At 70.6% G+C, this 14,084-nt stretch carries 16 protein-coding genes; 1 reads left to right on the top strand and 15 read right to left on the bottom strand.

Features of this window, described 5'->3' with window-relative positions; genetic code table 11:
- Window positions 1-3: 3 nt before the first annotated feature.
- The 10 genes from FIF60_RS05620 to FIF60_RS05575 all read right to left on the bottom strand — a co-directional run bounded on the left by FIF60_RS05620 (window position 4) and on the right by FIF60_RS05575 (window position 8,813).
- Window positions 4-1,278, bottom strand: coding sequence for an MATE family efflux transporter (locus FIF60_RS05620; RefSeq protein WP_239451505.1), 1,275 nt, complete (start codon window positions 1,276-1,278; stop codon window positions 4-6).
- A 101-nt stretch (window positions 1,279-1,379) separates the two neighbouring features.
- Entirely contained in the window at window positions 1,380-2,291 is a 912-nt protein-coding gene (locus FIF60_RS05615; RefSeq protein WP_144184708.1) for an NAD(P)-dependent oxidoreductase, read from the bottom strand.
- A gap of 17 nt (window positions 2,292-2,308) precedes the next feature.
- Window positions 2,309-3,259: a Bug family tripartite tricarboxylate transporter substrate binding protein gene (locus FIF60_RS05610; RefSeq protein ID WP_144184706.1), complete on the bottom strand. Its 951-nt coding sequence runs from the start codon at window positions 3,257-3,259 to the stop codon at window positions 2,309-2,311.
- 60 nt (window positions 3,260-3,319) lie between these two features.
- On the bottom strand, window positions 3,320-3,943 hold the full coding sequence (locus tag FIF60_RS05605) for a class I SAM-dependent methyltransferase (RefSeq protein WP_144184705.1): 624 nt from the start codon (window positions 3,941-3,943) through the stop codon (window positions 3,320-3,322).
- 119 nt (window positions 3,944-4,062) lie between these two features.
- Window positions 4,063-4,434 carry a hypothetical protein gene (locus FIF60_RS05600; protein ID WP_144184703.1) on the bottom strand — a complete coding sequence of 124 codons (372 nt, stop codon included), beginning with the start codon at window positions 4,432-4,434 and terminating at the stop codon, window positions 4,063-4,065.
- Window positions 4,435-4,547: 113 nt separating this feature from the next.
- Window positions 4,548-5,444 (bottom strand): 3-hydroxybutyryl-CoA dehydrogenase, encoded by an 897-nt coding sequence (locus FIF60_RS05595; protein ID WP_144184701.1) that lies wholly within the window; start codon window positions 5,442-5,444, stop codon window positions 4,548-4,550.
- On the bottom strand, window positions 5,444-6,382 hold the full coding sequence (locus tag FIF60_RS05590) for an electron transfer flavoprotein subunit alpha/FixB family protein (protein WP_144184699.1): 939 nt from the start codon (window positions 6,380-6,382) through the stop codon (window positions 5,444-5,446). The genes FIF60_RS05595 and FIF60_RS05590 overlap by 1 nt, the downstream gene beginning before the upstream one ends.
- A gap of 11 nt (window positions 6,383-6,393) precedes the next feature.
- On the bottom strand, window positions 6,394-7,143 hold the full coding sequence (locus FIF60_RS05585; RefSeq protein WP_144184697.1) for an electron transfer flavoprotein subunit beta/FixA family protein: 750 nt from the start codon (window positions 7,141-7,143) through the stop codon (window positions 6,394-6,396).
- Window positions 7,144-7,325: 182 nt separating this feature from the next.
- A complete protein-coding gene (locus FIF60_RS05580) occupies window positions 7,326-7,517 on the bottom strand; it encodes a twin transmembrane helix small protein (protein WP_144184695.1) in 192 nt (63 codons plus the stop codon).
- 63 nt (window positions 7,518-7,580) lie between these two features.
- Window positions 7,581-8,813, bottom strand: coding sequence for an MFS transporter (locus FIF60_RS05575; protein WP_275426712.1), 1,233 nt, complete (start codon window positions 8,811-8,813; stop codon window positions 7,581-7,583).
- Window positions 8,814-8,841: 28 nt separating this feature from the next.
- Between FIF60_RS05575 and FIF60_RS05570 the strand changes: the two genes are divergently transcribed.
- Window positions 8,842-11,367, top strand: coding sequence for a mechanosensitive ion channel domain-containing protein (locus tag FIF60_RS05570; protein WP_158639077.1), 2,526 nt, complete (start codon window positions 8,842-8,844; stop codon window positions 11,365-11,367).
- Window positions 11,368-11,494: 127 nt separating this feature from the next.
- On the opposite strand, the gene FIF60_RS05565 is transcribed toward FIF60_RS05570, so the two are convergent.
- From FIF60_RS05565 to FIF60_RS21495, 5 genes are all read right to left on the bottom strand, one after another.
- The gene (locus FIF60_RS05565; RefSeq protein WP_144184689.1) at window positions 11,495-12,112 is read right to left on the bottom strand and encodes an LbetaH domain-containing protein; all 618 of its coding nucleotides are present in this window, start codon (window positions 12,110-12,112) and stop codon (window positions 11,495-11,497) included.
- Between the two features lie 70 nt (window positions 12,113-12,182).
- Entirely contained in the window at window positions 12,183-12,491 is a 309-nt protein-coding gene (locus tag FIF60_RS05560; RefSeq protein WP_144184687.1) for an AzlD family protein, read from the bottom strand.
- A complete protein-coding gene (locus FIF60_RS05555) occupies window positions 12,488-13,192 on the bottom strand; it encodes an AzlC family ABC transporter permease (protein ID WP_144184685.1) in 705 nt (234 codons plus the stop codon). The genes FIF60_RS05560 and FIF60_RS05555 overlap by 4 nt, the downstream gene beginning before the upstream one ends.
- Entirely contained in the window at window positions 13,189-13,782 is a 594-nt protein-coding gene (locus tag FIF60_RS05550) for a RecX family transcriptional regulator (RefSeq protein WP_144184683.1), read from the bottom strand. The genes FIF60_RS05555 and FIF60_RS05550 overlap by 4 nt, the downstream gene beginning before the upstream one ends.
- A 63-nt stretch (window positions 13,783-13,845) precedes the next feature.
- A complete protein-coding gene (locus FIF60_RS21495) occupies window positions 13,846-13,989 on the bottom strand; it encodes a hypothetical protein (protein ID WP_158639076.1) in 144 nt (47 codons plus the stop codon).
- Window positions 13,990-14,084 lie beyond the last annotated feature (95 nt).

Genomic DNA, 14,084 nt, shown 5'->3' with positions numbered 1-14,084 from the left:
CCCCTATGCTCCCCGGCCTGACCACACGCGCGGCGTGACCGATGAGGCGACGATCAGACCATAGCTCGCGAGCGCGGCGGCCACCGCCGCAAACAGCCCAGGCAGGCCGAACCGGTCTCCCGCCCAGCTTCCTCCCGCCACCGCAACGGTGATGCGCGCGAGGCTCGCGACGAAGGGAAGGCGCATCCGCCCCGCGCCCTGCGAGGCGAAGTAGAGCGCCATGCCGACGCCGAGCGCGGCGAAGGCAGGGCCGACAATGACGAGGTAGAGCCGGATGGCCTCCTGCACCGCGGGGTCAGCCGCGAAGGCGCGCGCGAAGGGGGTGGGGAAGGCCGTCACCATCGCGCCGATCATCCCCGAGATCACGCCGGCAAGCGCCGCACCACGCCAGGCGGTGATGCGCGCGCCCGCCCAGTCACCGGCGCCGACGCGCATGCCGACGAGCGCGGTCAGCGCGGCACCGATGCCGTAGGCGAGCGGGATCATCAGGAACTCGAGGCGTACGCCGACGCCGTAGGCAGCGATGGCGGCCGAGCCGTGCCGCGAGACGAGCGCGGTGACGAAGATGGTCGTCAGGTTCGCGATCGCCGCCATCATCGAGGCGATCAGCCCGACCGAGAGGATGCGCTTGAACAGCGCGCCGTCGAGCCGCGCGCGAAGCGACGGCACGAACCCCGCCCCGCCGCGCAGGATGGCGACGACCATTGCCGCGCAGGAGGCGAGGAAGGTCGCGACATAGGCGATGGCCGCGCCGGCGATACCGAGGCGCGTCTGCGTGAGGAGGAAGATCGACAGCGCCGCATCGAACGCCCAGCCGACCACCATGATCAGGGCGGGAAGGCGCATGTTGCCCGCCCCGCGCAGCACCGCGCCGAGCGTGTTGGCGAGCCACACGAGCACGCTTCCGGCGAACAGGATGCGGGCATAGGTGGTGGCGTGCATCACCGCCGCCTCCGACCCGCCCATGGCGCGGAAGATGGCCGGCCCGGACGTTTCGATCACCAGCGTGAAGAGAAGCCCCATGAAGAGGCCGATCAGGCCCGCATGCAGAACAAGGTCTGACGCCTCCTCGCGCCGCCCGGCTCCGAGCGCGCGGGCGATGGCGGAGGAGACGCCGCCGCCCATCGCACCCGTGGACATCATCTGCATCAGCAGAAGCAGCGGCAGCACGAGCGCGTAGGCCGCCAGGACCTCGGTACCGAGGCGGCCGATGAAGGCGACCTCGACGGTCTGGCACGCGGCCTGTGCGAAGGCGACGCCGATCGTCGGCAGCGACATGCGCGTGATGCGGCCGTAAGGGGCTGGGGCGGGGGGCGGTGGCGCGTGCATGCCGAAGCGGCAGCATCACCCGCCGGGCCGCTCCCGCCAAGCCGGAGCCGTCAGCCCTTCAGGCGGGGCAGCCCCGACAGTTCGGCGACGAGCTGGCCCAGCACGGTGCAGTCCTGGTCCGCCCTGCCCTGGTTGGCGATCGCCTCGAACATCTGCGCCACATGCGCCGTTGCCGGGGCGAACACCCCGTGCGCCTGCACGGCCTCGAGCGCGATGCGGATGTCCTTGCGCATCAGGGCGGCGCGGAAGTTCGGCGGCGAGAAGCTCTCCTTCAGCATGCGCACGGCATGGTTCTCGAGCACGGCAGAGCGCGCGCTGCCGCCGAGCAGGGCCTGGCGCATCGCCTCGACATCGAGCCCCGCCTTGGCGCCGAGCGCGAGCCCTTCGGCGGCGGCCTGCATCGCGGCGCAGATGATGAGCTGGTTTGCCGCCTTGCATACCTGCCCAGAGCCCGCTGGCCCGAGATAGGTGATCGTCTTGCCCACGGCGGAGAACAGCGTCGCCGCGGCGTCGAAGGCCGCGCGCTCGCCGCCGACCATGCAGGTGAGCGTGCCGTCCGCCGCGCCCTTCGGCCCGCCGGAGACAGGGCTGTCGAGCATCGCCACGCCCTGCCCGCCGAGCCGTTGCGCGAAGGAAGCGGCGGGGGAGGGCGCGATCGTCGAGAAGTCGATCACGATCGCGCCCTGGCCCAGCCCCTCCGCCGCGCCGCCGGCGCCGAACAGCACCGCCTCGACATCCGGCGCGTCGGGAACGCAGAGGCAGACGGCCTGCGCTCCCTTGGCCGCTTCGGCGGGCGTTGCGGCCCAGCGCGCGCCTGCGGCGAGGAGGGCGTCGGCCTTCGCCTTCGTGCGGCTGTGCACGACGAGCCGGAACCCCGCGCGCGCGATGTTCCCGGCCATCGACACGCCCATGGTGCCGAGCCCGACGAAGGCGACGGTGTCGCCGGCGGCAAGAGGCTGCATCAGGTGTTCCCTCTCCGTCAGGTCGCGCGAACCGACGCGGCGATGCGGTCAAGCAGCTCGTCCATGTCGCGCTGGAAGCCGGGCCCGTCCGCGTATCCGTCCGGCTCGCCGGTTCGCTGCATGAACTGCTTCCAGGCATCCGAACCCATGGCCTGGCGCATCCTGTCGTGATGAAAGGCGACCATCGCGTCGGTCATCCCTGCCGGGCCGACCCAGCCCTTCATGTTCTCGACGAAAACGGGGTAGCCGAGCTCGGCGAGCGTCGGCGCATCGGGGTAGAGCGGCGCGCGCTCGCGCGAGGCGACGGCCAGCACGCGGAGATCGCCCGAATCGACGAGGCCGCGCATCTCCTCGGGCGCTGCGACGGACACGTCCACCTGGCCGGCGACGACGGCCTGCAGGCTGGGGCCGCCGCCCTGGAAGGGCACGTGCAGGAACTGCACGCCGGCCTCCCGGCCGAGCACGAGGAAGAGGCTGTGCGAGAGCGTGCCCGCCCCGGCCGAGGCGTGCGTCACCGCCTCCGGCTTCTCCTTCGCCGCGGCGATCACGTCCTGCATCGTGCGGAAGCGGCCGTTGCCCTTTGCGACGATGAACTGCCCGTTGCGCGTCAGCCGGATGATGGTGCGGAAGCTCCGCTTTGGATCATACGGAACCTGCCTGTGCGCCGGGATCGACGTGCTTTCCGAGCCGCCGGCGAGCAGAAGCGTGTGGCCATCGGCCTCGGCGCGCGCCACTGCCTCGGCCGCGATGCCGCCTCCCGCGCCGGGCCGGTTCATCACCACAAGTGGCTGCGGATAGAGCGGCGCAGCGGCCTGCGCGATCACCCGCGCGATCACGTCGGATCCGCCGCCCGGCGCGAAGCCGACGATGAGCTGCACCGGCCGCGTCGGCTGCCATTGGGCTTGGGCGCGTGCGGGCAGGGCAAGCACAAGCGGGGCGGCTAGAAGCGAACGACGGCGGGCCGGCATGACGGATTCCCCTTCCTGTCTCGGCGCATCGCGCGTGCGCCGTTGGCCGGCACGATTCCATCAATTCGGCTTCTGCGCCAGGAGGCGAACCACGGATGCAGGACCGCGATGGCCCTCGCCCTCCGCAAGCCGCACCGTGCCCTCCGTGAGCGCGAGCGTCTCGAGGCCGGCGAAATCTGCCTCGAGCATGGTCGCGTCGTAGCGGCTCTCCTCCCCGCGCGGGCCGCAGGCTCGCACCGGGCCGCGCCCGAACGCCTCGAGAACGAGCAGTCCGCCTGGCGCGAGCGACCGCATGGCGCCGCGATGGACCGGACCACGCTCATCGGCGGAAAGCTGGACGAAGATCAGCGCGACGAGATCGAACGCCGCCTCCGGCCAGGCCCAGCGCGCGAGGTCGGCCTCGACGGTGGCGATGGCGACGCCCTGCCGCGCGGCGAGGTCACGCGCATGGGCGAGCGCGGCGGGAGCGAAGTCGACGGCGGTGACGTCGAGGCCGAGCGAGGTGAGGAACACGGCATTGCGGCCCTCGCCCTCGCCGGGACAAAGGGCGCGCATGCCGGGCCTGAGGCGCCAGGCATTCGAGCGAAGCCACTCGTTCGGCTCCTCGCCGAACAGCCAGGCGCCGGTTCTGTAGCGTGCCTGCCAGCGGTCGCGCCACGATACTGCTTCATGCCCTGCAGACACGAGTCCGCCTCCGCATCGTCACCGAGCGGCGATCCTACCAGGAGCGGAGAGGTTGGGGTGCGGACGCGCGGGACGTCCTGCGCGTGGTTTCGGTGATGGGATGAACGCTTGAGACCCCGCTACCGCGCCGTGCGCACGGCCGGGCGGCGCCGCTGCTTCTGCGGAGATGCTGCGGCGAGGCCGAACGCCGCGGTCATCTCCTCCTCGTACCGGTCCGTAAGCAGCCCGGCGGCATCGCGCATCGCATCGAGGAGCGCGCCGCGCGCCACTGCGGGCAACGGCTGCTCGGCGACCGTCTCCGCTGCGAGCATCAGGGCCTCGGCGATGAGGCGGCGGTTGTTGGCGCGTGCCCCTTCGGCCACGAGCGACTCGCAGAGCACGGCGGCGGCCTCGGCTCGCGTTCCCGGGTTGCGCCGCGGGTCAAGCATGGCGACGGCATCGCGTAGCATCGCGAGCCGAACATCCACTGGTATCGTCGTGTTCTGTCGCATGTCTCTCGCCCTCATCCGGTGTGAGGGGAGTGTGCGCCGGCGCCGCGCCGAATTTCTGTGATCCAGATCACTGCACCGGAACGATGCGGCAACCGCCCCGTTCCGGCGGTGTTTCATCGTGTCGGCTTCGGCGGCGTCGAGGAATAGTCGTAGAAGCCGCGCCCCGTCTTGCGCCCCAACCAACCTGCCTCGACGTATTTCACCAACAGGGGCGAGGGTCGGTACTTGCTGTCGCCGAGTCCTTCGTGCAGCACCTGCATGATCGAGAGGCAGGTGTCGAGGCCGATCAGGTCGGCGAGCTCGAGCGGCCCCATGGGGTGGTTGGCGCCGAGCTTCATCGCCGTATCAATCGAGGCGACGTCGCCCACGCCTTCCTGCAGCGCGTAGACGCCCTCGTTGATCATCGGCACAAGTATGCGGTTGACGATGAAGCCGGGGAAATCGGCCGAGACCGCGGTGGTCTTGCCGAGCTTCGCGGCAAGCGCGTCGATCGCCTCGAACGTCGCATCGTCGGTCGCGATGCCGCGGATCACCTCGACGAGCTTCATCACCGGCACGGGGTTCATGAAGTGCATGCCGATGAACTTCGCCGGCCTGTCCGTCACCGCGGCAAGGCCGGTGATGGAGATGGAGGAGGTGTTGGTCGCGATGATCGCGTCGGCCTTCAGCGCCGGGCAGAGCGCCTTGAAGATCGACTTCTTGACCTCGGCCTTCTCGGTCGCCGCCTCGATCACGAGATCGGCGTCGCCGAAGGGCGCATAGTCGGTCGCTGTCGCGATCCGCGCGAGCGCGCCGTCCTTCGCCTCGGCCGCGACGGTGCCCTTCGCCACCTGGCGGTCCATGTTCTTGCCGATGGAGGCGACCGCCTTCTCGAGGGCGGCGGCGTTCACATCGACCAGCGCGACGTCGAGGCCGGCGAGGGCGCAGACATGCGCGATGCCCGAGCCCATCTGGCCGGCGCCGATGACGCCGACCTTGTTGATCGCCCGGGGGCCGATCGCGGAGGCCATCATTTCTTCTCCAGCTCTGCGGCAAGCTCGGGCAGCACGGCGAACAGGTCGCCCACCAGGCCGTAATCGGCGACCTGGAAGATCGGCGCCTCCTCGTCCTTGTTGATCGCGACGATCACCTTGCTGTCCTTCATGCCGGCGAGGTGCTGGATCGCCCCCGAGATGCCGACGGCGATGTAGAGCTCGGGAGCGACGATCTTGCCTGTCTGCCCGACCTGGTAGTCGTTCGGCACGAAGCCGGCATCGACCGCGGCCCGCGAGGCGCCGACAGCGGCGCCGAGCTTGTCGGCCACCGCCTCGAGAAGCTTGAAGTTCTCGCCCGACCCCATGCCGCGGCCGCCCGAGACGACGACGCGCGCGGCCGTCAGCTCCGGACGCTCGGAGGCGGAGACCTCCTGCCCGACGAAGCGTGACAGGCCGGGATCATCGGCCGCCTCGATCTTCTCGACCGGAGCCGACCCGCCCTCGGCCGGGACGGGATCGAAGCTCGCCGCGCGCACCGTGATCACCTTCGTCGCGTCCGAGGACTTCACCGTCGCCAGCGCGTTGCCCGCATAGATCGGGCGGACGAAGGTATCGGCATCGACGACGCCAGCGATGTCGGAGATCGGCTGGGCGTCGAGCAGCGCGCCAAGGCGCGGCATCACGTTCTTGCCCGTCGTCGTCGCCGCGGCGAGGAGGTGCGAGTAGCCGGGCGCAAGCCTGGCAAGCAGGGCCGACATCGGCTCGGCGAGCGCATGCGCGAGCGCCGGCGCCTCCGCATGCAGCACCTTCGCCACCCCCGGCAGCTTCGAAGCGGCCTCCGCCGCCGCACCGCAGTTCTCCCCGGCGACAAGGAGATGCACCTCGCCGCCGATGGCGGCCGCGGCCGCGAGCGCGGAGCGCGTCGGCTGCTTGATGTGGGCGCCGTCGTGATCGGCCAGAACCAGGATCGCCATCGCGCCCTCCCTCAGATCACCTTGGCCTCGGTGCGGAGCTTCGAGACAAGCTCCGACACCGACGCCACCTTCGCACCGGCCTTGCGCTTGCCGGGCTCCTCCACCTTCAGGACAGTCAGCCGCGGCGTGACATCGACGCCGAGCGCGTCCGGCTTCAGCGTCTCGATCGGCTTCTTGCGTGCTTTCATGATGTTCGGAAGCGACGCGTAACGCGGCTCGTTCAGGCGGAGATCGGCCGTGACCACCGCGGGAAGCGCGAGGTCGACCGTCTCAAGCCCGCCGTCGATCTCCCGCGTCACGGCGATGCGCCCATCCGCCAGCGCGATCTTCGAGGCGAAGGTGCCCTGCGGCCAGCCGAGCAGCGCGGCGAGCATCTGGCCCGTGGCGTTCATGTCGTCGTCGATCGCCTGCTTGCCCATGATGATGAGCCCGGGCTGCTCCTTGCCCACGACGGCCTTCAGGAGCTTGGCCACGGCGAGGGGCTGAAGCTCAGCGTCCGTCTCGATCAGGATGCCCCTGTCCGCGCCCATGGCGAGCGCGGTGCGAAGCGTCTCGGCCGAGGCCGCGGTGCCGGCGGAGACGGCAACGATCTCCGTCGCGGCGCCCTTCTCCTTGAGGCGCACCGCTTCCTCCACGGCGATCTCGTCGAACGGGTTCATCGACATCTTCACGTTCGTGGTGTCGACGCCCGAACCGTCCGCCTTCACGCGGATCTTCACGTTGTAGTCGACCACCCGCTTCACGGGGACGAGGATCTTCATCGCTGACCTGCCATGTTTCCTGGGCGCGAGGCAGCAGAATAGGGCCGGCGCGCGCCGCGGTCCCACCCCGTCCTGCGTCCGGCGCGGTCCGTGGAGCCTGCGCCTCTTCTTCGCACGTGCAACAAAACGGCGCGGACCCTAGCGGCGAAGGCCCGGTTGCGCAAGCAAGCCCAGCCTTGCGTTCAGCGTCGGATGACCCAGACGAGGATGAGGAACAGGACGAGCGCGGTGGCCTGCAGCACGACGCGCCAGCGCATCAGCGCGTTGCTCCGCGCCGGGTCGGAGCCGCGGGCGAGGCCGAACACGCCGGCGAGAAGCACGCCGAGGGTCGCGAGCATGGCTGCCGCGACGAGGATGATCAGAAGCGTTTCCATGCCCTGACCCTGCCATGGCGCCGGTGCGCCGTCACCCGCCCGGCAGGTTCCCGGACGGGTCGTTCAATGGTGCGGGGCGCGCACACCCGCCGCCGGGGCGCGCCGCAGCGGGGCCAGCAGCGCGACGCCGAACAACGCGCATATGCCGCACGCGACGAACCCGGCCACGTAGGCGCCCGTCACCTGGACAAGCCCCGAGAAGGTGGGGGGCGCCACGAGCATGGCCAGGGCGAACACGAAGGAGAGCATGCCCGTCGCGGCCGCAACCTGGCCGACCGGGGCGAGACGGGCCGTCTCCGACAGCAGCACCCCGTTCCAGCCGATGGCCGTCGCGCCCATCGCGACGCCGGCCGCCGCCACCAGCACAGGCGGCCAGTCGGGCGTGGCGAGCGCAAGCGCGACGGCGGCGGCGGCCGTGGCGAGCCCCAGGCCCGAAAGCACCACGATCGGCCCCGTCATGTCCGCGACCAGGCCCCAGAGCACGCGCCCGGCCGCGCCGGCGGCCTGGGCAAGGGCCAGGTTCAGGCCGGCGAGCAGGAGGTCGTATTTCAGCGCTTCGGTCTGGAACACCACGAAAAAGGAGGAGAAGCAGAACTGCGACACCCCGTAGGCCGAGCCGACGAGCGCGATGGCGCGGAGCTTGGGGTTTGACCGGAACAGCCCAAGGCTCGAGCGCGCGCCTTGCAACCCGAATTTCTGGCTGGGGTCACGGTCGGCGTCCAGGGATGCCCGGAGGGGTTGCAGCGCCACGGCGGTGAACACGGCCAGCAGGGCGAGGCCGGCGATGCCGCCACGCCAGCCGAAGGCGAGGCCGAGCGGCGGAGCGATCAGCCCGATCACCATCGCGCCGACGGGCACGCCCGTCTGCTTCACGGAGAACACGAGCGCGCGGCTCTTCTGCGGCGCCCGCTCATGCAGCAAGTGGCTTCCCGCGGGCGTCAGCGGCCCGTGGCCCACGCCACAGATGAGCGCGGACAGGAACAGCGCGACGGGATGACCGAGCGTCGCGATCATCAATCCGAACGCGATCGTGAACAGCGCGGCCTGGCACAGCCGAACCGGGCCGAGCCGGGAGATCAGCATGCCCGTCGACGGCGTCGAGAGCAGCGACCCGCCATAGACGAGCGCGACGTTGATGCCGGCGAGCTCAGGCGGAATGCCGGTTTCTGCCGCGATCAGCGGGGCGAGCACGGGCACGCCGAGGAATGCTCCCATGGCCGCGAGATGCGTGCCCAGCAATGCGAGCAGGACGAGCGTAATGGATGGCTTAGACGCGTGGGGCGGGTGAGATGACATTTCGTTGAGCAGTCTAGGCGACTGGTGCGTGCTTGACACCCCTCGCCTGCGTCTGTTCCGTGCGCGCCGTGCACGAACCGACATGGGGATGTGGATGCGCGGGCTGAGGCCAGGCCTTGCCGTCCTGACACTGCTTTGGGCGCTGGCGTGGCCGCTTGGCGCCTCCTACGCCCAGACGACCGTTCCTGACGCGCAGGCTCCGGCTGCCGCTCCGGCTGCCGCTCCGCCGGCCGCCCCTCCGGCCACCTCTCCGCCCGCGGCCCTGCCCGCCATGCCGCCGTCGCCACGCGAGGCGGCGGAGGCCGAGGAGGGGCGCAGCGCACAAGGGCAAGTTGGCGCACCGGCGCCGGCACGGCCTGCCCAGCAGGGCGCCGAGGCCGTCCCGCCCACTCAGGCCGCGCCCGCCCAGGCCGCGCCCCTTCTGCCAGCCGCGGAGGCCGCGCGGCTTGCCACGATGCTGCGCGACGAGACGCGCCGGAACGAGCTGCTCGCCACGCTCGACGGTCTCGCAAAGGCCGCCGACGCGCCGAGCGGGGAGGAACCCTCTTCCCTGCCGATCCAACTCGCGCCGCAGAGCCTCCTGGCGCAGCTTCTGCTCGCCCTTTCCGGTGCGCTGGGCCGTGCGGCCGACTGGGCCCTCGCCGCGTTCCGCAGTGCCAACGACATTCCCGCCGTCCTGGGTGCGGTCGAGCGTTTCGTGCTCGACCCCGTCCTGCGTGACCGGGCATTCAGCGTGTTGTGGAAGGCGGCGGTCGTGCTCGGCGCCGGCATCCTCGCCGAACGGCTCGTCCTGCTGGCGACCGGGCCCGTGCATCGACGCATCCTCCGCGCAGGAGACCAGCCGCACCCGCTCACCTGGCGGGTGCTGCTGACCATCGTTCGGCTGGTGATCGACCTGATCCCGGTCGTCGTCTTCGCCGCCGTGAGCTACGCGATCATCACCGCGATCGAGCGCTGGCCCTCGCAGCGCGTCCTGCTGATCGTCGCCAACAATGCCTATCTTGCCGCGCGGCTTGCGCGTGCCGTCGGTCGCGCCCTGTTCGCGCCTGAAGCCCCCGGGCTTCGCCTCCTGCCGATCAGCGACGAGACGGCAGCCTATTGCCTGGTGTGGCTGAAGCGCCTCTCGGTCTGGGTCGTCACCGGCTACGCGATCGCCGAGGCGATGCTGATCTTCGGCCTCGGCGAGGCCGCACATAACGGCGTGGTGAAGTTCGTCGAGCTGGTCCTGATGATCTTCCTGCTGATGATCGTCATGCAGAACCGCACGGCGGTCGCGGAGAGGATCAGGGCGGCAGAGGATGCGCGCGGCCCGTGGGCGGTCGCGCGCAACCGCGCCGCCGATGTCTGGCACATCCTCGCCGCGCTCTATCTCGTCGCGGGCTGGGCCGTCTCCGCGCTCCAGATCTCCGGCGGCTACGCGCATCTGCTGCGCTTCACCGCGACCACGGCGGCGGTCCTCGCCTTCGCCAAGCTCGCCGAACTCGCCGTCGACGCCGTGCTCAACCGCGTGCTGCGCGTCGAGCCCGATCTGGTCGGCCGTTATCCGGGCCTCGAGGAGCGCGTGAACCGCTACGCGCCGGTCCTGCGCACGGCGCTCCACTCGTTGATCTGGGTCGGGGCGTGCATCGTGCTGCTGCAGGCCTGGGGCTTCGGGGCGTTCGACTGGTTCGAGTCCGGCCGGCTCGGCGCGCGCGTGCTCGGTGCGGTCGCCTCGGTGGTTCTCACCGTGATCATCGCCCTGCTGATCTGGGAGACTGCCAACTCGGCGATCGCGCGGCACCTGCAGAAGCTCTCACGCGATGCGGAGGTGGCACGCACCGCGCGCGTGCGCACGCTGCTGCCGATGCTGCGCACTGCGCTCGCCGGCGTGCTCCTCGCGGTGACCCTGCTGATCATCCTCTACGAAGTGGGCGTCAACATCGCCCCGCTTCTTGCCGGCGCGGGCGTCATCGGTCTCGCCATCGGCTTCGGCTCGCAGAAGCTCGTGCAGGACATCATCACCGGCATCTTCCTTCTCGCCGAGGATGCGATCGCGGTGGGCGACGTGGTGAACGTCGCGGGCCAGGGCGGCGTGGTCGAGGCGCTCTCGATCCGCTCGATCCGGCTACGCAGCCTCGACGGCACAGTGCACATCGTGCCCTTCTCGGCGGTGACGACCGTCTCGAACATGACGAAGGACTTCGCCTTCTCGGTGTTCGACATCGGCGTGGCCTACGGCGAGGATACCGACAAGGTCGTCGAGGTGCTGCGCCAGCTCGGGGCGGAGATGCGCGAGGAGGCGCGCTGGGCGAACGTGATCCGCGAACCGCTCGAGATCCTCGGCGTGGAGCGGTTCATGGACAGCGCTGTGATCATCCGCTGCCGCTTCCGCACCAACGCGGGCAGCCAATGGGCCGTGTCGCGCGAGTTCAACCGCCGCTACAAGCGCCGCTTCGACGAAGTGGGAATCGAGATCCCGTTCCCCTACCGCAAGGTCGTCGTGCAGCAGGCGCCGGGCGAGCCGCCGATGAGCCAGGAAGCGAAGGACGCCGCGGCGATCGCCGGAGCGGCGTAGCCGCGGTCAAGAGTCTTGGCGGCGTAGCCGCGGTCAGGAGCCAGACCGGCGTAGCCGTGGGCGAGAACCGGTTCGCGCCCGAGCCTGTAGCCCACGGCGCCGCAGGGGAAGCCTCCACGATGCGTCATCAGCTCGTCCTGAAGAAACTGAACAACGCACGAGTAACGGGTTTGACCGGCTTGAAGACGAGCGCAGGCGAGCGGCCGAAAGCAATCATCCCCGCCGGCACGTCCTGATCCACCACGAGGGTTCCAGCCGCGATGATCGCACCGTCTCCCACCGTCGCGCGGCCGAGCACCGTCGCGTTCGCGCACATCGCGACATTCGACCCGATCACCGGATAGATACCGCCGCTGTTGCCGACCGTGCAGCCTTGTGCGAACGAGAACCGTTCCCCATAGCGTGCTCGGCCCATCACGCTGCCAAGCGGATGGTCGCAGACGAAGACCGCTGGAAGCTCGACCTCGTAGAAGAGCTCGACCGCATGCAGGGCCTTGTTGAGCGCGTAGGCTCCCTCGGCGAGCGGCAGTACTCCCATGCGGAAGGCGGAGTTTGACAGGAAGTACAGGAAGATCGCGTACTGCGCCGTGTGCTCGGGCCGGAACGTCTCGTAGCGCTTGATCGCGACATTGGCGATGCAGTGCGCCATCCGCCGCTCCGCGTCAGCGAGCACCTCGGACGGGATCTCCGCTTCCGAGGCGACGACATATCTCAGCTGACGCGTCAGGCGCTCGACGAGCGTCATGCGTCCTCCCTTCGGTCACCGGCACCGGTCAACCGATCAACCCATGCGGAGGCGGCGGCCGCAAGCGCGCTCAAAACGCCAGTGAGCGCACCGCCCAGAACGCGCCGACGCCGGCGAGGAGGGACCAGGTGGTGGAGCGCGTCGTTGCCATCACGACCAGGGTGACGACGGCGCCGCCGAGCCCCGCAAGTCCCGCCTTGGCCACGGCAGGGGCGGCGAAGGCGACGAAGAGCGTGCCGGGGAGGTGGCTGAGGAAGGCGCGCAGGAAGGGCCCCGGCTGGATCCTCCGCAGCACCAGGTAGCCCGAGGCGCGCACGGCGAAAGTGGCCGCCGCCATCCCGAGGATGGCGAGCAGCGTCGCAAGATCGGCCCCGATCATGCCCGGCCTCCCGCGGTGTCCCGCCAGGCGCCTACGAGGCTTCCCGAGACCGCGCCGATGACCACCGCGAGAGCGGGAATGGGCAGCATCGGCGTGACCAGAAGCGACGTCGCCGCGGCGACCGCCCAAGGGAGGATGTCGATGCCTGCGCCCCGCCAAACCGGCACGAGCAGGGCGATCAGGCAGGCCGGGGCGGCGAAGAACAGCGGGTGCCCGGGCGGCAGCGCGACCACCGAGCCCATGGCGTGGCCGATCACGGTGGACACCATCCACGGCGCCCACAGCCCGAAGGCCGCGCCGAGATAGAACATCGCGTCGTGCCGGCCGTTCCGCATCTCTGCGAGCGACAGGGCCCAGGCATGGTCGACCACCGCGGCGACGGAGAGCCACCTTCGCCAGCCCCTCATCGCGTCGAACCACGGCGCGAGCGAGGGGCCCATGAGCGCGAAGCGGAGATTGACCGCGAGAGCCGCGACGGTCGCGGGCAGGACGGGTGCGGCCTCCTGCCAGGTCTCGAGCGCGAGGATTTGCGCGGTACCGGCAAAGACGATGGCGCTCATCAGCGCCGTCTCGAACATGCTCAAGCCCTTCGACTGCGCAACGACGCCGACGACGAGGCCGAAGGGCAGGAGCCCGATGATGAGCGGAACGCAGGCGCGCATGCCGCGCCAGAAGCCCTCCCGCGTGGCGATGACCGTCATGCCCGGAAGGCCGCGATGCGCGCCTCTGCCTCGTCCTCACCCATGCGCAGCACCGCCTCGGCCACGGCGCGGGGGAAGCCCGCGCGGGCGAGTGCCGCGAGCGCCTTCAGCCGGCCGGCGGCGTCCTCGGCGGATCTGGCATAGGGCCCGATGCGCCGGCGGCGCGCGGCGATGCAGGCCGCGGCGATCTCCGCCTCGCGGTCAGGCAGGGCCTCCGCGATGGCCGTCTCCGAAGCCGCTCCGGCACCCTTGGCAGCGAGCCGTGCGGCGATCTGCGCGCGGGAGCGGCCGCCCCGCGCCAGGCTTCGGGCGCGGGCCGTGGCGAAGGCCGCATCGGAGACCGCGCCTGCCTTGGCCAGCCGCGCGACGATGCGCGAAACCGTCGCGCGGCCTTCGGCGAGAGCGGCTTCGGCCTCCTCCGCATCGAGATCCGAAGAGCGAACCCAGCGGGCGACGCGGTTGCCGAGCACGCGGGCGAGGCCTGCCTCGGTCGTCGCATAGCGGGCGAGATGCGCAAGCGCCGCCTCGTGCAGGGAGGCTTCGGTCGGGCGGCTTGGGCTGGCCCGTTTCGCATCTGTCCGGCGCGGCATCCTGGGAGCATGGCAAAGCCCGAAGCCGGCCGCACCCCGCAGCGCGCGGGGGCCGCCATGCGCTCACCAGATCAGGAAGGGCGCCTGATGCTCGATGAAGGTCATGCTTGCAGGCAGGAGGGTCGGAACCTCGTGCCTTCCGCGCGCGACGAGGATCGCAGCGATCGCGATTGCGGCGGCGAACAGCGCGGCGGCAAGGCGAGGCATGGCATCGCTCCCTCTGGTCTGCTGCTCCTCAAGCCTGTCACAGGGTCTATGCGCGAGGACCGCTTCCGGATGCATCGCCACCGCAGATTGTGATC

The sequence above is a fragment of the Elioraea rosea genome (assembly GCF_007644105.1).
Taxonomy (GTDB): Bacteria; Pseudomonadota; Alphaproteobacteria; order Acetobacterales; family Acetobacteraceae; genus Elioraea_A; species Elioraea_A rosea.
The sequence above is the reverse complement of the archived record's forward strand: the minus strand, read 5'-3'. Positions and strand labels throughout refer to the sequence as shown.

Coding starts and splice junctions, on each gene's coding strand:
- FIF60_RS05555 (WP_144184685.1), bottom strand. CDS start 13,192: ATGACGGTCATCGCCACGCGGGAGGGCTTCTGGCGCGGCATGCGCGCC.
- FIF60_RS05560 (WP_144184687.1), bottom strand. CDS start 12,491: ATGATCGGGGCCGATCTTGCGACGCTGCTCGCCATCCTCGGGATGGCG.
- FIF60_RS05565 (WP_144184689.1), bottom strand. CDS start 12,112: ATGACGCTCGTCGAGCGCCTGACGCGTCAGCTGAGATATGTCGTCGCC.
- FIF60_RS05600 (WP_144184703.1), bottom strand. CDS start 4,434: ATGCGACAGAACACGACGATACCAGTGGATGTTCGGCTCGCGATGCTA.
- FIF60_RS05550 (WP_144184683.1), bottom strand. CDS start 13,782: ATGCCGCGCCGGACAGATGCGAAACGGGCCAGCCCAAGCCGCCCGACC.
- FIF60_RS05585 (WP_144184697.1), bottom strand. CDS start 7,143: ATGAAGATCCTCGTCCCCGTGAAGCGGGTGGTCGACTACAACGTGAAG.
- FIF60_RS05595 (WP_144184701.1), bottom strand. CDS start 5,444: ATGGCCTCCGCGATCGGCCCCCGGGCGATCAACAAGGTCGGCGTCATC.
- FIF60_RS21495 (WP_158639076.1), bottom strand. CDS start 13,989: ATGCCTCGCCTTGCCGCCGCGCTGTTCGCCGCCGCAATCGCGATCGCT.
- FIF60_RS05575 (WP_275426712.1), bottom strand. CDS start 8,813: ATGTCATCTCACCCGCCCCACGCGTCTAAGCCATCCATTACGCTCGTC.
- FIF60_RS05610 (WP_144184706.1), bottom strand. CDS start 3,259: ATGCCGGCCCGCCGTCGTTCGCTTCTAGCCGCCCCGCTTGTGCTTGCC.
- FIF60_RS05615 (WP_144184708.1), bottom strand. CDS start 2,291: ATGCAGCCTCTTGCCGCCGGCGACACCGTCGCCTTCGTCGGGCTCGGC.
- FIF60_RS05620 (WP_239451505.1), bottom strand. CDS start 1,278: ATGTCGCTGCCGACGATCGGCGTCGCCTTCGCACAGGCCGCGTGCCAG.
- FIF60_RS05580 (WP_144184695.1), bottom strand. CDS start 7,517: ATGGAAACGCTTCTGATCATCCTCGTCGCGGCAGCCATGCTCGCGACC.
- FIF60_RS05590 (WP_144184699.1), bottom strand. CDS start 6,382: ATGGCGATCCTGGTTCTGGCCGATCACGACGGCGCCCACATCAAGCAG.